Raw genomic sequence first — 20040 nt, forward strand, 5'->3', positions numbered from 1 at the left:
TAGGAGAAGGGTATGGTCACAGTACGTGAGCAACTCCCTGGACGACTCAATGAGTTGTCACAGGAGACGACTGTAGAACATGCCGAACAAGCACACCACGATCTGACTGAGTGGTTGGATCGGGTTCGTGGCATATTAGATGGGGCACCTTTACAGCAGCTCGAAGAAGTCGCCCACTTAACATTAGAAAGAGAGCTGCAAAGTACGGTTCAGCATCGTTCCAATACCTTTTATACCGGTATTGAGATGGCGGATATTTTGGCACATCTGCATGTCGATGAAGATACCCTGTCCGCGGCCATGCTCTATCGTTCGGTGCGTGAAGGCGTCATGCCACTGACTGAAGTGTTAGAGAAGTTTGGCGAGCAAGTGCATAGCCTGGTCAAGGGCACGCTGGCCATGGGTAAACTGTCTGAACTGATCGAAAAAAATAAACGTCTGGAAGACCATTTCGATAATAATCAGCGTGAACATCTGTCCGGCATTTATAAAATGCTGATTTCAGTGACCGAAGACGTGCGTGTGGTTCTGGTGAAGTTGGCAGAGCGTACCTATGCCTTGCGTGAGCTGACCAATTCCTCGCGTGAGCGTCAGGAGCGGGTTGCCCGAGAAATTCTGACGATCTACTCACCACTGGCGCACCGTTTAGGCATCGCCCAGTTAAAGTGGGAACTGGAAGACTTGGCCTTCCGTTATCTTGCGCCAGAACGTTATAAAGAAATTGCTTCTTTACTGAATGAAAAACGTTTAGAGCGAGAGCAATATATTCAATTCGTGATTGATAAATTACGCAATGAATTATCTGAATATGGCATCGAAGCTGAAATTAACGGACGCGTAAAACACATTTATTCGATTTATCGAAAAATGAAAAGCAAGAGCCTGAGTTTTGACCAGCTCTATGATATTCGTGCCTTAAGGGTATTGGTCAAGAGCGTACCGGAGTGTTACCACAGTTTAGGGATTGTACATCAGATCTGGCGACATATTCCGCATCAGTTTGATGACTATATTACCAATCCAAAAGCCAATGGCTATCGTTCCCTGCATACGGCTGTAATTGCCGAGAACAAATCACTTGAAGTGCAGATTCGTACTTACAGCATGCATGAAGAAGCAGAGCTGGGGGTGTGTTCGCACTTTAATTATAAAGAAGGCTCGAAAACCACCGATCATTCTTTTAATCATCGTTTGCATTCTTTACGCGCAGTTCTCGAGCATTATCAGGAACGCAATGAGTCCAGTGCACATAAAGAAGCAGAAGATGAAATCGAAAACTTCGAACATATTCAAGACTTCGAAGGCTTCGAAAAAATTTATGTGTTTAGTCGTGATGGTGATATCAAAGAGTTGCCGCGTGATTCAACTGTGCTCGACTTTGCTTATCATGTGCATACCGAAGTTGGTAACAAATGCTATGCCGCGCGTGTCAATCAGCGCTATGTGCCACTGACCTATACCCTGAAAACCGGGGAACAGGTCGAGATTCTGACCAAAAAAGACCGTGAGCCGAATCGGGACTGGCTGGTTAACTCTCTGGGTTATATCAAGACTGCACGTGCGCGCGACAAGTTGCGCCACTGGTTCCGTCAACAGGACCGCAGTAAAAACCTGGAAGTCGGCCGTGAAGTGCTGAATAAAGAATTGTCACGTCTGGCGATTCATCCAAAATCGATCGATTTGAGTGATTATTGCAATCATTTTAATGTCAAAACCGGTGATGACATTCTGGTGAATCTGGTCAATGGTGATATCAGCCTGCATGCCTTGATTAATCAGGTGAATCGTCATATGCATCTGGATCAGGATGAACCTGAGCTGGTGCTGAAGCCAGCGCTGAATCCGCGTGCCAGTCATACCCTGTCAGCGCACGGTATTCTGATTGACGGGCTGGATAACGTAGAGCTGCATGTCGCGCAATGTTGCCAACCGGTGCATGGTGAGTCGATCGCTGGCTATATCACCCTGAATCGTGGGGTAAGCATTCATAAGGTGGCTTGTCCGGACTATGTGCGCATGATCACCCAAGAGCCTGAACGTGCGGTAGAAGCCGACTGGGAAATGCAGCCAACACGTGGCCAGAGCGTACAGATTGTGGTGGAAGCCTATGATCGACGTGGTCTGCTCAAAGATCTGACGCAAGTGATTTTTTCCGACCAGATCAATATCCGTCAGGTCAATACTATTTCGGAAGCGGACGGTATTGCCAATATGAAGCTATTGATTGAAGTTAAAGGTCTGGCGCAACTTTCCAAACTGCTGGCGCGTCTTGAACAGCAGCCGGGCATTATCAGCGCCCGCCGTCTGGTACAGGGCACTTAATTCTTTATTTCTAAGCTGAAGAAAGCCTGCAATTCAATTGTGGGCTTTTTTATTGTAAGGTATTTGAACAAAATGGATAAAAACAGATCAACAGACCGATATGAGTGCGCCAGAAATATTTGAACGAAGACGACATCATCTGACAAAAGTGATTGATCAGCTGATTGACACCCAGCAATTTAAAACCGGCAAAGAGATCTGCGAGCATTTTGGCTTGTCTGCTGCTTATATCGCGCAGTTACTGAATAGCAAACGCCAGATCGGAGAGAAGGTGGCAAGGGAACTGGAACAGCAGCTTGGCTTAGCCCGTTTAATTCTGGATCAGACGGTCGAACCGAAGATTGAACTTGCTACAGCTATAGATCGGGTCGTTTTGTTTCAGATGCAGGTGGTACAACAACAGGCCTTTAAACTCAATCCCATAGATTCTACGGTTTCGTTCAATCCGGATATTTTTCATCTGCAAGCACAGCATTATGCGATTCAGGTGGCAGAGCGCTATTATTTTCCCAGTCTGAAACCGGACTGGTGGCTGGTTTGTGATAAAGAGTTGCCAGTTTTTGGGATGTGCTGTGTGTATCTGGCCAACGGCTTGCAGCTCATTTTGGAGGGGGTGGGGGAAGCTCAAGATACTTATGAATTTCAAAGTCTGGATGAAAATCGGAAAGTCATTTTCCAAAAAACAGATATTGAAAAAATCCATCCAGTGATTGCGATTCTGCCGGCTACTTCAACATTCAAACAGCAGAAATAATTCAGCCCATCCTAGGACGGGCTGAACGATGAAAATGAAATATCAGATTAGGGAATCTGGTTTTCGTCTTCAAATTCTGGCTTGACTTGTACGATAAAGTCCTGACGGTTTAAACCACGCCAAAGTGCAAATCCAGTCCCGATATAGATTGAAGAGTAGGTACCGACAAAAACGCCGACAAACATCGCAATCGAGAACCATTTCAGGCCATCACCACCCATGAGCATCATTGCAACAACAACCAGCAATAGCGTCATAGAGGTATGAATGGTACGGCGTAAGGTTTCGGTCAGGGCAATGTTAATCACTTCAAGCGGTTCTGCACCCCGAATCTTACGGAAGTTCTCACGGATACGGTCAGAGACCACGATATTATCGTTCAGTGAGAAACCAATGATCGCAAGGAGTGCCGCAAGTACCGTCAGGTCAAATGGCCACTGCGTCATGGCAAAAATCCCGAGGGTCACCACGATGTCATGGAACAGCGACAGTACTGCACCGATCGCCAGTTTGAGCTCAAAGCGGATGGTGACATAGACCAGCATCAGTAAGAGCGCCAGTGCCACCGCGCCACCAGAGCGGACATACAGCTCATTACCCACCTGTCCGCCGACCACATCAAGCTTCGGTACCTCTGCCGCATTATTTGGCAGTTGAACCGCTGCAGTAACTGCTTTGGTCAGGTCTTCAGCTTCCACATCTTCCTGAACTGGCATACGCACCATCAGGTCACGTTCCGAACCCAAAGTTTGTACGACAGCATCGTTGAAACCGGCCTGGCTCAGTGCCTTGGAAACATCTTCAGGCTTGACCGGATTGGTATAGTTCAGCTCGGCTGCCACACCACCGGTAAAGTCTAGCCCCAGGTTAAGGCCTTTGGTCGTAATAAAGAACAGACTCGCAACAGTTAAGATGATTGAAAACAATGCCGCAGGCAAAGCAATCTTCATAAACGGAATGACGCGTTCGTCTTCAGGGCGACCGTACTGTTTTTGATTCAGTTGAGTATTTTCAGTCATCATCGATCTCCTTAAATGCTCAACTTTTTCAAGTTACGTTTTTTGCCATAAATGAGCTGTATCACGGCACGCGTTACTGTAATCGCAGTAAACATCGAGCAGACAATACCAATCATCAGGGTCACGGCAAAGCCTTTGATCGGACCTGTACCAATCGCGAACAGAATGAAGGCTACCAGGAAGGTAGTAAGGTTCGAGTCGAAAATGGTGTTATAGGCCCGATCATAACCGGCCACAATCGCCTGTTTCGGCGAAGCTCCCCATTTCATCTCTTCCCGTATTCGTTCACAGATCAGAACGTTGGCATCGACTGCCATCCCGATGGTAATCACGATACCGGCAATACCAGGCAAGGTCAGAGAAGCACCAATCCATGACATGACGGTCAGAATCATTGCCAGGTTAAAGACCAGGGCAAAGTTCGCAATCACACCAAACAGACGGAAGAATACCACCATCCAGATCGCCACCAGAAGGAAGCCAATTTGTGTTGAAAGTACACCTTTGTCGATGTTTTCCTGACCCAGACTTGGACCAATCACACGTTCTTCAACAAAGTACATTGGCGCAGCCAGGGCACCGGCACGTAGCATCAAGGCAAGTTCAGCAGCTTCCTGTGGTGAGTCCAGACCGGTAATACGGAACTGGGAACCGAGTACCGCCTGAATGGTTGCCGCATTAATCACGACAGATTCAGTATATGGCGTACGCACTTCAGTTTGAGTCCCAGTCGCTGGATCTTCTACATAGCTAATGCGCTGTTTGTTCTCGATGAACAATACTGCCATCCGTTTGCCGACCGCATTCCGGGTCGCATCCGACATCAGTTTGCCGCCTGCGCTGTCTAGGGTAATGTTGACCTCAGCACCGCCAGTGTCCTGGCTAAAGCCGCTTGATGCATTCTGAACACGTTCACCGGTCAAGATACGGTTACGGTTCAACAGCAGCTGACGACCGCTGTCCAGGGATTCATAAGCGAATACTTCTGTACCTGGTGGCAATGTGCCAGTCGCCTGACCGGTATATGGATCAATATATTGATCATTCAGGTCAGAAACCAGACGAAACTCAAGGTTTGCGGTACGACCCAAGACACGTTTTGCTTCTGCAGTATCCTGTACACCCGGCAATTCAACCACAATACGGTTGCTGCCCTGGGTTTGCACCAGTGCTTCTGCCACACCTAACTCGTTAATACGGTTACGTAACGTGGTCAAGTTCTGGTTGACTGCATAAGACTCGATTTCTTGCTTACGTACATCAGTATAAGTCAAACGTAAAGTCGAACCGGTATCAGTCGCAACAGCCTGCTGGGTAAACTCATTGCCATTACGGCGCAAGAAGTCCATCGCTGCAGCACGATCATCATTGCTGGCAAACTGCACCACAATGGTGTTGCTGCTTAAGTTCAGGCTATTAAATTTCAGGTTGTTATCACGCAACTGACGACGTAGGTCTGTCGCAGAGGTTTCCATGCGCTGCGCAATCGCTTTGTCCATGTCCACTTCGAGTAAGAAGTGAACACCGCCACGTAAATCCAGACCCAGCTTCATTGGCTTGGCACCAATTTTTTGCAGCCATTCCGGCGTGGTCGGGGCAAGGTTCAATGCAACCACGTAATCATCACCTAATCCGCGACGTAAAGCTTCTTTGGCTTTAAGTTGCAATTCACTTGAATCTACACGTAATAAGGCAGCATTGTTGCTAAAGCTATTGTCATGGGTGGCAATATTTTCAGTTGTTAAAATTTGCTCTGCTTTTTGTACGATGCTTGCATCAATTTGAGTACCGGCTTTGGCACCCGAAATCTGTACAGCAGGTTCATCTGGATACAAACTTGGCAGGGCATATAAGGTACTGATGACTAGTACAACTAGAATCAGTACATATTTCCATGCTGGGTAACGCATTTATTTTCTTCTTAAAATGAAAAAGTCGTGCAAGGGCACGACTATTTTTGATTAAAGGTTATTTAAAGTGCCTTCAGGAAGGACTGAAATCACACTCGCACGCTGAACTTTAACTTCTACGCCACGGTTCAATTCAACCACTGCGAAGTCACCTTCAATCTTGGTGATTTTGCCCATTAATCCGCCTGCAAAAACGACTTCACTGCCAACACCAAGGCTTTCAACCAAAGCACGATGTTCTTTGGCACGTTTAGATTGAGGGCGCCAGATCAAAAAATAGAAGATTGCAATAAAAACCGCAATCATCAAAAGGTTCGCCATCATGCTGGGTTGTTGTGCAGCTTCACCTGCAGCGTGAGCAGTCGAAATAAAAAGGCTCATTACATTTTCCTAAAATAAAAAAACTGGTGATCAACTTGATAATAAATTGACATATTCTTGCAATTTACATTGTCTTTTTCCTCAGCGCAAATGCTGATGGATTAATCTTGCGGGCAAGGGGGTACTTCCAGGCCACGACGGGCATAAAAGTCCTGCACAAACGCATCAAATGTACCGTTGTCCAAGGCATCACGCATGGATTCAGTCAAGCGCAGGTAATAACGCAAGTTATGAATGGTACCGAGCATCGAACCAAGCATTTCCCCACATTTTTCGAGGTGGAATAAATAAGCACGAGTGAAGTTGGTACAGGTGTAGCAATCGCAATGTGGATCAAGCGGGCTTTGATCGTGACGATATTTTGCATTACGGATCCGTACCAGACCATCTGTGACAAAATAATGACCATTACGTGCATTTCGGGTTGGCATCACGCAGTCAAACATATCGACACCACGGCGCACCGCTTCCACAATATCTTCAGGCTTGCCGACCCCCATCAAATAGCGCGGTTTATCTGCCGGCATTTGTTCTGGAAGATAATCCAGTACCTTGATCATTTCTTCTTTAGGCTCGCCAACGGACAGACCGCCAATCGCGTAACCATCAAAGTCAATATCAAGCAGGCCTTTTAACGATTCTTCACGTAAGTCTTCATACATGCCACCCTGAATAATCCCAAACAGTGCATTACGGTTTTTCAGAACCTCGTGATGTTGGGTTTTACAGCGCTTCGCCCAGCGCAAAGACAGTTGCAAGGATTTTTGCGCTTCTTCATGCGTCGCAGGGTACGGCGTACATTCATCAAAAATCATCACAATGTCAGAGTTCAGCGTGTGCTGAATGTCCATTGAAATTTCAGGCGATAAAAATACTTTTGAACCATCGATGGGTGAGCGGAAGGTGACCCCTTCTTCTTTAATTTTACGCATTGCGCCCAGACTGAACACCTGGAAGCCACCGGAATCGGTCAAAATGGGATTATTCCACTTCATAAATTCGTGCAGGCCACCATGTTCACGAATCACATCGAGTCCTGGACGTAAATACAAATGGAAGGTATTGCCCAAAATGACTTGAGACTTGATCTCTTTAATATCACGCGGCAACAGGCCTTTCACCGTACCGTAAGTGCCGACAGGCATAAACATCGGGGTTTCAACCACACCATGTTCAAGCGTTAAACGACCACGACGGGCGCGACCCGACTGACCTAATTTTTCAAACTTCATAGGAGTTCCACATCCAGGCGAAAAAACAGTTCGCTGCTAGTTCATAGCTAAAGGGCGCTATTTTCCTTGATTCTTACGCTAAACGCCAGCATTGTAGAGCATTCGCTCTGTAATTTTATTTATCGTTGAATAAATGCAAGATCAGGTGAAATAGTCGAATTTGCAGAAAACTGTTGCAAGCGCTGCTGGATATCTTCCCGGCTAAGAGCACAGCTGCCATCCGGCTCAGAGGCCATGGCAGCGATATGCTGGATCAGTTTCTGGATATAGATATTGCTGTCGATAAAGTAGGATTCCAAGGTCAGCAAATAGGCATCGTGCGCCACTTGCAGATAATCATAAGGCTCCATCACCAGCATTTGTTCCAGATCAATCAGAATGTCCTTGTCATTTTGCGAGAGTTTTAATCGCTTGCTGATTTCAGAAAAAGGCTGGGCATGTCGGGAGACTAAAAAGTTTTGCAATAAGGCGCTTTCTGGGTTGATTTCCAGTGCAGATCGGCGCTCAAATTCGACTTGGTTTGGCAGGCTCAGGAAAAAAAGTATATTGCCCAGATCCAGACCATAGGCTTCGGAGAGGCGATATTTGGCCTGTTTGAACGTTTGCAGTAATAAGTCCAGATGTGTTGTGTGGAGCTGTTGCTGTCCCAATAGCGGATGACCAAAACTATGCTGGGTTTTAAAATAATCGGCCAGCAAAGTTTTGAACGGGATCAGTCCGGAGTCGGGCGCAGCTTGTGCCCGATAACGCCATTTTGGGACATTCCAGCGATCTTGTTTAGCCAGATATTGCCGCTGATCTTCCGGATCTTTAAAAATACTGCACTCAGTCGAAATAGCCAGATCATCCAGCAGTAAAAATTCGTCAAAGACCAGACTACAGGCATAGATTCCATCGTCCTGATAATGGTCATAAAGCGGATAAAATTCTTCCACCAGCGTCTGCTCTAAGCGCTCTACATAATTCAGCATAATTTTTATTCTTTATTTTATTGGTTTTATAAAGGTGTAGCTTCATCCTGGGGCATTTTATTATAAGTTGAGTACGCCAGGATGAGAAAGTCGATCAGATGAGATAGTTGCTCAGTGAAAATTTGGACGATAGTCAAAACTCTGGGTTGCGCTCTGATCGCGAAAAGGGCGAACTGCTTTTTTTCCTAACAGCATATTATTAATCACATTGTGTGGGAAAATCTGGATCTGGTTATTAAACAGTTCCACATTGCGATTATAAATGGTAATTGCCGCACCGACATTTTCATTCTGTTCTTCAATTTCAGCCATCATTTTCAGATAAATGTCATTGGCTTTTAGCTCGGGATAGTTTTCAACCACTACATTGAGGCTATGCATGAGTTGTTTGTTCAGGCTTTCAATGCGCTGTAACTGAGAAATGTCGGCATCGTTGATATTTAAATTCATGATGTTCTGACGCAGTTCGATGACTTTTTCCAGTGTGCCTTTTTCAAAAGAAGAATATTGCTCGACCAGCGGCTGCAGTCCATCCAGAATTTTCAGTTTCTGCCGTTCATAACTGGCAACATCCGACCAGGCGCGAATCGTCGCGTTGTGATGACGGACAATACTGTTGCGGATCATAATGATCAGCACAATCAGCGCAATAATGATCAAACATAAAACCAAAAATCCCATGCGAGATATCCCCAATTCATATTTATATTCTGAAAATATTGATTTAAAAAAAAGCAGTTATTTTAAAAACTGCACAAGATCATGTTGTAACTGTTCGAGTTGTCTTAATTTAAACGTTCTGAGATGGCCGCGCAATGTCGAAATATCATTGATATGACGATGCTTGCTCGACACCTGAAATAAATCATGAGGCCCCAGATAGCAGAGCATCCGATTTTCCGGATGAAACAGTAAATCCCCCTGACGCTGTGCAAAAAAATCGGCCAGACGCAGTACAAAACCCGGACTGAGTAATTTGGCGGTTTGCATCGGATCACTGCCATAAAAGCTTAAGCGTTGATTGGTACGAATATCGCTACTATGCCAGGGATGGCTATAAGGATAATAAAATTTACGTCGAGAAGTCGTGACCGCCAGTCCCTGAATCTGGATATCAAAGACAAACACGCCCCACAGGTCTTTGTGAACCTGCATTAATTTAACCGGCTGCCCTTGCTTGTTGCGAACCTGTACTTCATCAATATAGTGATATTGAAACAGCAGCACCTGATGTTGCTGGCCGTTTTCATCTTCCCATACCGTGCTGGCATAACGTGTAATCTCATTACTCAAAGAACCTTGATTGAATAAGGGGAATAAACGTTTTAAATGTCCAATAAAATGCAGGGGATTTAAAGGAATTGAAATATGCTGTGGCTGTTGCTGAAAGGCAAGCTGATATTTTTTGGCCAGTGCTGCATCTTCCAGAAAGCCAATAACTTCATCTAATGGTTGTTGTTGCTCATAGCAAAGATAGGCCCAGAACAGCAGCAGACCGCCCAGAAAAACGCCACTTTGAATCCAGATATTTTCCGGTGCAATAAAAATGCTGACGATGAGCAACAAACCAATACCAGCCAGCGCCAATGGCAGATTATTTTCAAATTTTAGCGTTATCGGGCCATTCCAGGGATGCAATCCGTCCAGCAGGTCTTGATGACTCTTGGCTTGACGGCCCAAATCCCACAGCCGGGCGATATTCTGAAACACCACTGCATTTTTCTTGCGGCGAATATGAATGGACTGTTGTACAGACTCGATCGGCATGGGCAGCTATTCTCGCTATTGTGCCTGATCAATCAGCATGGCATCGCCATAACTGAAGAAACGATATTGGCTGTCTACTGCATGCTTGTAGGCATTCAGAATGTTGTCACGATTGGACAGGGCAGAAACCAGCATTAACAGGGTCGATTCCGGTAAATGGAAATTGGTAATCAGACGATCGACCACTTTGAACTGATAACCTGGATAAATGAAAATCTGGGTATCACCGGTCCAGCCTTTTAGTTCACCGCCATTGGCCTGCGCCGCACTTTCTGTGGCACGGGTAGCCGTTGTACCGACAGCAATCACTTTATTGCCACGCGCTTTAGTTGTTTTGATGAGTTCCATCGACTCATCGGACACCTGGCACCATTCGCTGTGCATGATGTGATTTTCAATATCGGTAGTGCGTACTGGTAAGAATGTACCTGCGCCCACATGTAGTGTGACAAAGGTGGTTTGAATTCCTTTGGCTGCTAACTTTTTCAATAAGTCTTTATCGAAATGCAGAGAAGCCGTAGGTGCTGCGACACTGGCCAGCTTGGTTGGATCATTAAACACAGTTTGATAACGTTCGGTATCAATTTCTTCTGCTTCACGGTTGAAATAGGGCGGAATAGGGAGGGCGCCATATTTGTCTAAGACTTCTAAAATCGGCTGTGAAAATTCCACAATAAACAGGTTTTCATGACGACCTTGCACGGTCACTTTTACTGCATCTGGGCCAATAAACAGTTCTGCACCGGCTTTCGGTGAGTTGCTGGCCTTGATATGACAATGTGCAATGAACTGATCCATCATGCGTTCAACCAGTACTTCTATGGCACCGCCTGAGGCACGTTTGCCTTTTAGACGTGCTTTCATGACTTTGGTGTCGTTCAATACCAGTAAGTCGCCGTCTTCAAGCAAGTCCAGAATGTCGGTAAATTGATGGTCGTGATATTGACCGTGTGCGTCGAGGTGCAGCAGGCGAGAGGCACTGCGTGTTTCCAGAGGATAGCGAGCAATCAGCTCATCGGGGAGATCAAAATTAAAATCAGAAAGTTGCATGATGATTTACGCTAAAAAAACTGCGGCTAGTATAAACTTTTTTCTTTTTTATGGCGGGAATTGCTCGATTTTAAAACGAAAAAATGCCATTTGTTTTAAAAATAAACAAATGTAAATATTCTGCGTTGACAGTGCCGAGAAATCGCGTATTATACCTTTCATCCACTCCCGAGGTGGTGAAATTGGTAGACGCGGCGGACTCAAAATCCGCTGTCAGAGATGACGTGTCGGTTCGAGTCCGACCCTCGGGACCAAAATTCTAGAAAACCCCAAGCACATTCAGTCTTGGGGTTTTTTATTGTCTGTATATTTAAAAGTATTTATTTTCATCATTTCTTAAAATGGTTTTTGACTGAATTTGAGTGGTTTTGTCAGTAAGATGATGATTTATATCTATAGCGAAAAATAGATTAATTGAATAACTTTGATACATCAATCAGACATAAAAAACCGGCGCCTAGACGCCGGTTTTTTTATTTTACATTACTGATCAAGTCAGTTTTGCAAAAGCTTAGATCGTAGCAAGTGCTGCATTCAAAGTAGCACTTGGACGCATCACTGCATTTACTTTCTCTTGATCAACAGCGTAGTAACCACCGATGTCTACTGATTTACCTTGAACTTCAGCAAGCTCAGTAACGATTTTCTCTTCATTTTCAGCTAAAGTTTTTGCAAGTGGTGCAAATTTCGCTTTCAATTCAGCATTTTCGTCTTGAGCAGCAAGTTCTTCAGCCCAGAACTTCGCCAGGTAGAAATGGCTACCACGGTTGTCGAGTTCGCCAGTACGACGAGAAGGTGACTTGTCGTTATCTAGCAATTTGCCAGTTGCACGGTCTAAAGTTTTAGCAAGTAACTTGATGTTGTCATTGCCTTCTTTAATACCCATTTCTTCTAGAGAAACTGCAAGCGCCATGAATTCACCGAGTGAATCCCAGCGTAAGTGGTTTTCTTCAACTAACTGCTGTACGTGTTTAGGCGCAGAACCGCCTGCACCTGTTTCATACATGCCGCCACCCGCCATTAACGGCACGATTGACAACATTTTCGCAGATGTACCCAATTCCATGATCGGGAACAAGTCAGTCAGGTAGTCACGTAAGATGTTACCTGTTACAGAAATGGTATCTAGACCGCGCGCAACACGTTCAAGCGTATAACGCATTGCACGTACTTGTGACATGATCTGGATATCAAGACCGGTAGTGTCGTGATCTTTCAGGTATTTTTCAACTTTCTTGATCAGTTCATTTTCGTGTGGACGGTACGGGTCAAGCCAGAAGATTGCCGGCATGCCAGAGTTACGTGCACGCGTTACTGCAAGTTTCACCCAGTCGCGGATCGGTGCGTCTTTCACCTGACACATACGCCAGATATCGCCTTCTTCCACGTTTTGTGACATCAACACTTCGCCAGTTTCAAGATCAACGATGTTGGCAATACCTGCTTCAGAGATCTCGAAAGTTTTGTCGTGTGAACCGTATTCTTCCGCTTTTTGCGCCATCAAACCAACGTTCGGTACGGTACCCATTGTACGTGGATCAAAATTGCCATTCCACTTACAGAAGTTGATCATTTCCTGGTAAATACGTGCGAATGTTGATTCAGGCATAACGGCTTTACAGTCATAAGGTTTGCCATCAGCGCCCCACATTTTACCGCCACCACGGATCATTGCAGGCATAGAAGCATCTACAATCACGTCGTTTGGTGAATGGAAGTTCGTGATGCCTTTGGCAGAATCAACCATCGCAAGCGCTGGACGATGTTCTTGGCAAGCATGTAGATCTGCAATGATTTCTTCACGTACAGAGGTTGGTAGAGTTTCGATCTTTTCATAAAGACCAGCCATACCGTTGTTTACGTTCACGCCCAGCTCATCAAATAACTTGCCGTGTTTTTCAAATGCGTCTTTGTAGTAAATTCTCACACAGTGACCGAATACGATCGGGTGTGAAACTTTCATCATGGTTGCTTTGACGTGAAGTGAGAACAAGATGCCGGCTTCTTTACAATCATCTAATTCTTTTTCATAGAAATCGCAAAGCGCTTTTTTGCTCATGAACATTGAATCGATGATTTCGCCATCTTGAAGTGCAACTTTTGGCTTAAGAACGATGGTTTCACCAGACTTGGTGATCAATTCCATTTTCACATTACGTGCACGGTCTAAAGTCATCGACTTTTCGCCATGGTAGAAGTCGCCTTCGTCCATGTGTGAAACGTGAGTTTGAGACCACTGTTTCCACTCGCTCATAGAGTGCGGGTGTTTTTTCACATAGTTTTTAACGGCAGCAGGTGCACGACGGTCTGAGTTACCTTCACGTAGTACCGGGTTTACTGCTGAACCAAGACATTTGCTATAACGTGCCTTGATTGCTTTTTCTTCTTCAGTGGCCGGGTTTTCAGGATAGTCAGGAAGGGCATAGCCTTTAGACTGGAGTTCCTTGATACACGCTGTTAGCTGGCCAACAGAAGCACTGATATTTGGGAGTTTGATAATGTTCGTGTCTGGATCTTGTGTAAGACGACCTAGCTCAGCTAGAGTGTCAGGCACCTTTTGCTCTTCGCTTAGGTAATCTGTAAATTCAGAGAGCACGCGCACAGCTACAGAGATGTCACTTTTGACGATCTCAACGCCAGCTGGCTTAGTAAAGGTCTCAATGATCGGCAGCAGAGAATAAGTCGCCAGTAATGGCGCCTCGTCGGTCAGTGTGTAAATGATAGTTGACTTTCCACCAGCCATATATAGCCCCTTGCGTTGGATTGAGTTTCTGAGGACCGAACTTTTGGTCCAGCCTCATTGAACCGATTTGCTTAAATAAAAACATTGAGAGTATCGTCTTTCAGCGCATTTCAGTCAACGAAATATGCTTTTAGATTGAAATTTGGGCGAAAATTTGTACAGATTTGTATGGTTTAGCTGTGTTTGTATTTTGTACAAAAAATAATTTTCGGCGCTTAGAAATCATTGTGGTGCTGGAAGGAAATTTTATGCTACCAGATTGTATTCACTGAAGATGAGTTTTTGAGCATTGGGCGGGATCGTGATGATCTCGAAATACAAATAAATGTTGAGTAAGCAGATACTATTTCGGGACAATTTCTTAGGGTCAATTGAGGAAATTTGTCTTGACGAATCATCACCTCAATATCATGGAATTACTTTGCGATATACTTCTAAGCATTGATCAAATCATTCTTAAAATTGCAGCGAAATAAGGAAATCGAATGCCCAGTTTATTTATTGTGATGCTTGGTGGCCGTCATGCCCGTGCCAATACAGAAGTTCATGATGTGGTACTGGCAGTAGGCGAAACTCTGGAAGAAACCTATCCTCAACTGAAAAATGCCTGGTTTGCCGAGCAAAAAGGGCTGCATATTGATGCTTGGGCGCAAATTAATGGACTGGAGTTCGAGGGCAAAAATTATCACGTTCAATTTAGCGATGCTGCCCCGAATCAGGCTGCCGAAAAGCTTTGGCTGATTAATTTAGGTGGTTATGATGCACGTGAATTTGGTGAGCTGCACCGTTATGTGCTGGTGGTGGCACAGAATGCCATGGTGGCAAAACAGCGCGGTAAAGCTTATTTCGCCAAGCACTGGCAAAAACAGCATACTGACCGGGTGCTGGATGTCGATGATTGCATTGCGATTGATCAGGTGTATGGCCGATATGTACAGCTGGTGGAGGGACATTTTAGTGCGAATCGCTGGGAAAATACCTATCTTACGATTTAAAACTGAAGCATAGGGCTATAGCGTGGCTGAGGGTCAGGATTCGACGAGTGACTTAAAAAAAATCTTTATCAAAGTTCAATAATCTGCATAATACCGGAAAGGAAAAACAGCTTTTGACTGAGATGGAACATCTTAAATGGATTTAATTCAGGCAAATGGACAACCGCACTATGGACGTTTCAAGGAACTTCCAAAAAGTATTGACTATCAGGCATATCAATACAAGAACCCTTATGGTCAGGTGCTGTCAGGCTGGCGTAAGCATCTAAAATATAAGAAATTCAAATTTTGTAGTATTCAGCACGAACATTATACCATTGGGCTGGCGATTGCCGATATTGCATGGGCAGGGCACAGTTTTGTCTATGTCTACAACCATATGACCAATGACGTTCTGGAATGGAATGCGATTAATTTCCTGTCTCGCCATACTGTGCTGGATGAACAACCATTATTCAATCACAGTTATTTTCATAAATCGCCTTTTCAGGTCGATATTCAGCATGCCAACGGTGTGCGCTATATCAATGTCAGTAAATACGGCGAAATTCAGCTCAGTGCACGAATCTTTTGTGCAGGAACCGATCCTTTAAGTATGTGTAGCCCAACTGGTATCAACGGTTGGACTTATACGCAAAAGCTCACGACCTTAGGTTGCGAAGGCTATTTTTTAAATAAACAAAAACAAAAGATTCAATTTAACGAACGAACTTTTGCCTTGCTGGATGACACCTGTGGCTTTTTACGTCCAGAAACTGCCTGGTTTTGGTTGTCGTGTAACTTTTGGGATGCGACCAATCAGCGGATTGGAATTAATTTAGCATCCGGTGTTAACGAAAGCTTTGGTAATGAAAACTGTTTGTGGATCAACGGAAAAATTTATCCATTGGCTGATGTGCTCTTTCAGCAGGAAACTGAAACTCAATGGACGATTCAATCACTAGATGAAAAGCTGAATCTAACGGTGACAACCGGTTGGCGACGTTATGAAAATCTGAATTTGCGTCTGGTCGGCAGCCAGTTTAGCCAGTGGCAGGCCAAAGTCTGTGGCACCATTCAGCAGGATGATCAGGAAATTATTTTACTGAATGAATATGCCTTGCTTGAGCAGCATTATGCCAAATGGTAAATCATCTTAAATCAAAAAGCCTTCAAGTTAATGAGGGTTTTTTGATTTAAGCGATGCTCACGTGTAGTCTTTCGCGGCCTGCCAGAAGGCTTCACCGGCTTGAATCGGATCGCCGGTTTCATTTAGGGTGTTGATCCAGACATCGTATTGGGCAATCACTGGGTGCTGACTCGGATGAAAGTCTTTTTTAAACCAGTCTCGATACTGTTTGCCCATTCGGGTCAATGTGCCTTTTGGGCCAAAAAACCAGGGTAAGCTCTTGATATTCATCTGCAAGCGTTGCAAGAGGCTAAAGCCATCATGTTTCAGCATGACATTGGCACGGTAGACGGTAAAACTAAACATTAAAATGGTCGTGCTGACTAAGGTGGCTCGACGGGTAAATTCTGGGGTTTTAGCCACATTTTTCATCACATCAAAAGCTACATCGCGGTGTTCCATTTCCTCAATGGCATGCCAGGCCAATAATGCCCGTACAAAAGGATGGGCATCTTTCAGGGTCTGTTTTTGTCCATAAAAAGTTTCTGCCATAAGCGCCGTTAAATGCTCTGCCGCAGCGGTAATGGCAATATTAAACTGGGGTGAGCGGTGCTTCAGATCATAATTGAAAATTTTATTTAAACGTTCAATAAATTGGTCTACAGGCATGCCTTGCTCGCGCATCAACTGATTCATTTTGTCATGCGCGATGCCGTGCTGGGCTTCCTGGCGGATAAAATCCGCGACACGTTGTTGCAGCTCCGGGTCCTGGATCTGATCGCGGAACAGGCGGACACTCTGAATAAAATAGCGCTCGCCGTCTGGAAAGGTCAGGCTCAGGGCATCGAACATGCGTGTCATAAAGGGATCGCCGCCGAACCAGTAACGTGGAATTTCATCCAGTTTAAAATCAAGTTGGGTGCGAACCACAGGCTGTAGGGCGGATTTTAATATGGCGTTCATCTTGTAATTCTTTTTTGTGACGATGCTGACAGTATGTCGGCGAATCTCGCCATTGTTTTGACAGAGCTTGCCAATTTTTATACATTTTATGCCAAATGAAAATAAAACTGGTCAGATTAGAGCTGCCAGCGAGAATCGCACATGCAAGACATAAAAATATCCAATGGTTATCTTCAGCTCTGGGCGACTTATTTGCGTGATGTGGGGATTGAACCCTTAACTGCCGACTTTCTGCAAGATGTGCATGACTCGCTTGTGACCCTCATCGATCAGCCTTTTGATACACAAGTACCTTTGGAATTGTTGAATCATATTATTTTAACTACTCGGCAACATCTGAACTGTCCGCAGCTGATTTTTGAAATCGTGCAGGTCATTCGTCCTGAGCATTTTGGTGTACTGGGTTATATGGTTTCACGTAGCAGTAGTGTCGCGGAAATGATCGGCTATAGCATGCGCTTTCAGCGGCTGGTGATTGATGGCAGTGAATTCGTGCCTTTACAGTTGAAGCAGCATGAACACAGTATGGAACTCTATTGGGGCTATTTAGATGAAAAATATAATTTGTTAAATGAGCTCACCATGGCAGCAATGGTGCAACTGGGACGGGTTATTTTGCAAGAGCAGCCACTTTTATTGCGTTGTGTACGACTGGCTCATGCAGCTGAAATGGCACAAATGCATTATCAAAAATTCTTTGCCTGTGAGGTTCAGTTTTCTCAAGATTATTATGCTCTGGAACTGGATGTACAGGGGTTAGCTCATGGGTCTGAGCATGCTGACCCCATATTATTGCAGTTGCTGACTCTTCAGGCGGAACAGGCGATTGCAGCAAAAGTACCTGTTGAAAATACCTTGCAGCAAGCACAGCAAATCATTGCCGAACAGTTGCGAACCAGGCAACAGGCGATCAAAATTGAGCAGCTTGCCCAGCAGTTGTGGATGTCGACCCGAAGCTTGCAACGCTTATTCAGCATATATCAAACTTCATTTAAAAAACTGCTGCAACAGCAGCGCATCAAACGCTGTGAGATTTTGTTACAGCAGGGGCTTAGTCTGAGCGAGATTGCTGAAGCGCTGGATTATTCCGACCAGTCGGCCTTGGCCCGCGCCTATAAAGCAGCCACCGGACAGACTTTGTTCCAGCGCAAGAAACAGTTAAAGCATGCACAGCAATAAAAAAGCGACCCAATCAGATCGCTTTTTGATGTGAGGATGATACAGAGATTAAGCGGTTGCTTTAAGGTTGGGGAATCTCAACGCAATCGCAGCAATTGCGAAGATGGCCAGAATCCAGCAATAGTACAAGCCGCCAATCAGTTCAACCGGTGAGATTTTTGCAATCGAGCAGGCGAGGAGCAACTGTGCACCATAAGGAATCAGACCTTGTACCACGCAGGAGAAAATATCCATCAGTGCTGCAGAACGCTTGGGATCCACGCCGTATTCTTTGGCGACTTCACGTGCCATATCACCCGACAGAATAATTGCGACGGTATTATTGGCCACAAAGATATTTGAAAATACCACCAGAAAGCTGATCCCGATTTCGCCGGCCCTTTGCTGCCCAACTTTAAACAGACGGGTCAGGCTATAAATGCGCTCGATTAGCCAGCGTAAACCACCTTCACGTTGCATGATCGCTGACAGACCCCCCAGAAACATGGACAGTAATGCCACTTCAAACATGCCGACAAAGCCGTCATAAATCGAAGTATTCAGCTTGAGCAGGTTAAATTCAGGCGTCGCAAACAGACCGAACAGACCCGAAAGCAAAACACCAATGGTCAGTACTGCGAGGACATGCAGGCGACTAAAAGCCAAAACAAAGACCGCAATATAAGGTAAGACCAGTAACCAGTTAAAATCTTTATATTCTACGGGGCTGGAGCTGCCTGTACTTAAAATATAAATCACAATGGTGCTGATAGAGGCCGGTACAGCAATCCAGACATTGACTTTAAACTTGTCACGTAATTGCACCCGCTGGCTGGTGGTGGCTGCAATGGTGGTATCTGAAATCATGGAAAGGTTGTCACCGAACATGGCACCGCCTACGACTGCACCAATGGCGTAGATCACATTAATATCGGTGACCTGGGTAAAACCAAAGGCAATCGGGGCACAAGCTGCAATGGTGCCCATGGAGGTGCCCATCGCCGTGGCAATAAATGCCGAGATGATAAACAGCATCGGCAAGATAAATTCAGGCGGAATAATCGACAGGCCCAGTTGTACCGTGGCATCCACACTGCCAATCGCACTGCTGACACTGGCAAAGGCACCGGCCAGCATAAACACCATAAACATCAAAATTAAGTTCGGATGACTGGCCCCTTTTAGAAAGGCTTCAATGCCCTGATTGAGTTTGCCGCGATACACCAATGCAGCCAAAATAATCGCAGGCAGGGCAGCAACAGGCGCTTTCACCTGATAGAACGCAAATTCGGTTCCAATCAGGGAATGATAGATCCCGCTACCCAAAAATAGGGTTAAAAATACAATAAGCGGCAGCAGTGCAATGGCGCGTGCCTGCACTGTAGCCTCAGAATCAGTCTGCATAGGAGATAAAAAAGTAAGAGAATAGGACTAGTATAAAGCAGGTTTTGCAATTTCAGAAAACTTTAAATGAATGCGCTAACATCTGCATTTTTATTAATTTTTGCATGATAAAAATAAGTTTATCTAAATATTCAGGATTTTGGCTAATAGCAAAATTAGGCATCTTTGATCATTGTGAAAAAAATCAAAATAATCGTAAATAGACCCTTCCGAATTGTTTTGAAATCTTCGTACAGGAAATGAAATACTCGAGGTCGGTATCG

Annotated in this window: 16 protein-coding genes and 1 tRNA gene; 6 read left to right on the top strand and 11 right to left on the bottom strand. The window is 45.0% G+C overall.

The window, feature by feature from the left end; all coding sequences use genetic code 11:
• Positions 1 to 12 precede the first annotated feature (12 nt).
• Both FTT73_RS12185 and FTT73_RS12190 read left to right on the top strand, forming a co-directional pair.
• Positions 13 to 2322 (top strand): bifunctional (p)ppGpp synthetase/guanosine-3',5'-bis(diphosphate) 3'-pyrophosphohydrolase, encoded by a 2310-nt coding sequence (locus FTT73_RS12185; RefSeq protein WP_005098082.1) that lies wholly within the window; start codon positions 13 to 15, stop codon positions 2320 to 2322.
• A 100-nt stretch (positions 2323 to 2422) separates the two neighbouring features.
• Entirely contained in the window at positions 2423 to 3076 is a 654-nt protein-coding gene (locus tag FTT73_RS12190) for a hypothetical protein (RefSeq protein WP_074383521.1), read from the top strand.
• 47 nt (positions 3077 to 3123) lie between these two features.
• On the opposite strand, the gene secF is transcribed toward FTT73_RS12190, so the two are convergent.
• The 8 genes from secF to queA form a co-directional block, all read right to left on the bottom strand.
• A complete protein-coding gene (gene secF / locus FTT73_RS12195) occupies positions 3124 to 4098 on the bottom strand; it encodes a protein translocase subunit SecF (RefSeq protein ID WP_180078688.1) in 975 nt (324 codons plus the stop codon).
• An 8-nt stretch (positions 4099 to 4106) separates the two neighbouring features.
• Entirely contained in the window at positions 4107 to 6005 is a 1899-nt protein-coding gene (secD, locus tag FTT73_RS12200) for a protein translocase subunit SecD (protein WP_180078687.1), read from the bottom strand.
• Positions 6006 to 6056: 51 nt separating this feature from the next.
• On the bottom strand, positions 6057 to 6386 hold the full coding sequence (yajC, locus tag FTT73_RS12205) for a preprotein translocase subunit YajC (RefSeq protein WP_005098077.1): 330 nt from the start codon (positions 6384 to 6386) through the stop codon (positions 6057 to 6059).
• A 101-nt stretch (positions 6387 to 6487) separates the two neighbouring features.
• Positions 6488 to 7618 (bottom strand): tRNA guanosine(34) transglycosylase Tgt, encoded by a 1131-nt coding sequence (gene tgt, locus FTT73_RS12210; protein WP_005098076.1) that lies wholly within the window; start codon positions 7616 to 7618, stop codon positions 6488 to 6490.
• Positions 7619 to 7737: 119 nt separating this feature from the next.
• On the bottom strand, positions 7738 to 8589 hold the full coding sequence (locus tag FTT73_RS12215; RefSeq protein WP_100329834.1) for a DUF4303 domain-containing protein: 852 nt from the start codon (positions 8587 to 8589) through the stop codon (positions 7738 to 7740).
• 111 nt (positions 8590 to 8700) lie between these two features.
• Positions 8701 to 9270, bottom strand: coding sequence for a LemA family protein (locus FTT73_RS12220; protein ID WP_180191487.1), 570 nt, complete (start codon positions 9268 to 9270; stop codon positions 8701 to 8703).
• Positions 9271 to 9327: 57 nt separating this feature from the next.
• Complete coding sequence (locus FTT73_RS12225) at positions 9328 to 10356, bottom strand: hypothetical protein (protein WP_005168601.1); 1029 nt, start codon at positions 10354 to 10356, stop codon at positions 9328 to 9330.
• Between the two features lie 15 nt (positions 10357 to 10371).
• A complete protein-coding gene (queA, locus tag FTT73_RS12230) occupies positions 10372 to 11406 on the bottom strand; it encodes a tRNA preQ1(34) S-adenosylmethionine ribosyltransferase-isomerase QueA (RefSeq protein WP_180078683.1) in 1035 nt (344 codons plus the stop codon).
• A 167-nt stretch (positions 11407 to 11573) separates the two neighbouring features.
• Here queA and FTT73_RS12235 point away from each other — a divergent pair.
• Positions 11574 to 11660: transfer RNA gene (locus tag FTT73_RS12235), tRNA-Leu, on the top strand.
• A gap of 257 nt (positions 11661 to 11917) precedes the next feature.
• Here FTT73_RS12235 and FTT73_RS12240 read toward each other — a convergent pair.
• The gene (locus FTT73_RS12240) at positions 11918 to 14149 is read right to left on the bottom strand and encodes an NADP-dependent isocitrate dehydrogenase (protein ID WP_100357986.1); all 2232 of its coding nucleotides are present in this window, start codon (positions 14147 to 14149) and stop codon (positions 11918 to 11920) included.
• A gap of 485 nt (positions 14150 to 14634) precedes the next feature.
• Here FTT73_RS12240 and FTT73_RS12245 point away from each other — a divergent pair, with 485 nt between their 5' ends.
• Entirely contained in the window at positions 14635 to 15144 is a 510-nt protein-coding gene (locus tag FTT73_RS12245) for a DUF1543 domain-containing protein (protein WP_005098068.1), read from the top strand.
• 136 nt (positions 15145 to 15280) lie between these two features.
• The gene (locus tag FTT73_RS12250) at positions 15281 to 16273 is read left to right on the top strand and encodes a DUF2804 domain-containing protein (RefSeq protein WP_100329830.1); all 993 of its coding nucleotides are present in this window, start codon (positions 15281 to 15283) and stop codon (positions 16271 to 16273) included.
• 57 nt (positions 16274 to 16330) lie between these two features.
• Here FTT73_RS12250 and FTT73_RS12255 read toward each other — a convergent pair whose 3' ends face one another.
• On the bottom strand, positions 16331 to 17215 hold the full coding sequence (locus tag FTT73_RS12255) for a metal-dependent hydrolase (protein ID WP_005168590.1): 885 nt from the start codon (positions 17213 to 17215) through the stop codon (positions 16331 to 16333).
• 141 nt (positions 17216 to 17356) lie between these two features.
• On the opposite strand from FTT73_RS12255, the gene FTT73_RS12260 reads away from it, so the two are divergent.
• The gene (locus FTT73_RS12260; protein ID WP_005098065.1) at positions 17357 to 18394 is read left to right on the top strand and encodes an AraC family transcriptional regulator; all 1038 of its coding nucleotides are present in this window, start codon (positions 17357 to 17359) and stop codon (positions 18392 to 18394) included.
• Positions 18395 to 18442: 48 nt separating this feature from the next.
• Here FTT73_RS12260 and FTT73_RS12265 read toward each other — a convergent pair whose 3' ends face one another.
• On the bottom strand, positions 18443 to 19777 hold the full coding sequence (locus FTT73_RS12265) for a Na+/H+ antiporter NhaC family protein (RefSeq protein WP_005098063.1): 1335 nt from the start codon (positions 19775 to 19777) through the stop codon (positions 18443 to 18445).
• Between the last annotated feature and the right edge of the window lie 263 nt (positions 19778 to 20040).

It is taken from the genome of Acinetobacter sp. YH01006 (assembly GCF_013420445.1).
Lineage (GTDB): Bacteria > Pseudomonadota > Gammaproteobacteria > Pseudomonadales > Moraxellaceae > Acinetobacter > Acinetobacter pseudolwoffii.

Excerpts from the sequence above, each read along its gene's own strand:
- secF (WP_180078688.1), bottom strand. The coding sequence starts at position 4,098 with ATGATGACTGAAAATACTCAACTGAATCAAAAACAGTACGGTCGCCCT.
- queA (WP_180078683.1), bottom strand. The coding sequence starts at position 11,406 with ATGCAACTTTCTGATTTTAATTTTGATCTCCCCGATGAGCTGATTGCT.
- FTT73_RS12255 (WP_005168590.1), bottom strand. The coding sequence starts at position 17,215 with ATGAACGCCATATTAAAATCCGCCCTACAGCCTGTGGTTCGCACCCAA.
- FTT73_RS12185 (WP_005098082.1), top strand. The coding sequence starts at position 13 with ATGGTCACAGTACGTGAGCAACTCCCTGGACGACTCAATGAGTTGTCA.
- tgt (WP_005098076.1), bottom strand. The coding sequence starts at position 7,618 with ATGAAGTTTGAAAAATTAGGTCAGTCGGGTCGCGCCCGTCGTGGTCGT.
- FTT73_RS12190 (WP_074383521.1), top strand. The coding sequence starts at position 2,423 with ATGAGTGCGCCAGAAATATTTGAACGAAGACGACATCATCTGACAAAA.
- FTT73_RS12220 (WP_180191487.1), bottom strand. The coding sequence starts at position 9,270 with ATGGGATTTTTGGTTTTATGTTTGATCATTATTGCGCTGATTGTGCTG.
- FTT73_RS12260 (WP_005098065.1), top strand. The coding sequence starts at position 17,357 with ATGCAAGACATAAAAATATCCAATGGTTATCTTCAGCTCTGGGCGACT.
- secD (WP_180078687.1), bottom strand. The coding sequence starts at position 6,005 with ATGCGTTACCCAGCATGGAAATATGTACTGATTCTAGTTGTACTAGTC.
- FTT73_RS12240 (WP_100357986.1), bottom strand. The coding sequence starts at position 14,149 with ATGGCTGGTGGAAAGTCAACTATCATTTACACACTGACCGACGAGGCG.
- FTT73_RS12250 (WP_100329830.1), top strand. The coding sequence starts at position 15,281 with ATGGATTTAATTCAGGCAAATGGACAACCGCACTATGGACGTTTCAAG.
- FTT73_RS12245 (WP_005098068.1), top strand. The coding sequence starts at position 14,635 with ATGCCCAGTTTATTTATTGTGATGCTTGGTGGCCGTCATGCCCGTGCC.
- FTT73_RS12265 (WP_005098063.1), bottom strand. The coding sequence starts at position 19,777 with ATGCAGACTGATTCTGAGGCTACAGTGCAGGCACGCGCCATTGCACTG.
- FTT73_RS12215 (WP_100329834.1), bottom strand. The coding sequence starts at position 8,589 with ATGCTGAATTATGTAGAGCGCTTAGAGCAGACGCTGGTGGAAGAATTT.
- yajC (WP_005098077.1), bottom strand. The coding sequence starts at position 6,386 with ATGAGCCTTTTTATTTCGACTGCTCACGCTGCAGGTGAAGCTGCACAA.
- FTT73_RS12225 (WP_005168601.1), bottom strand. The coding sequence starts at position 10,356 with ATGCCGATCGAGTCTGTACAACAGTCCATTCATATTCGCCGCAAGAAA.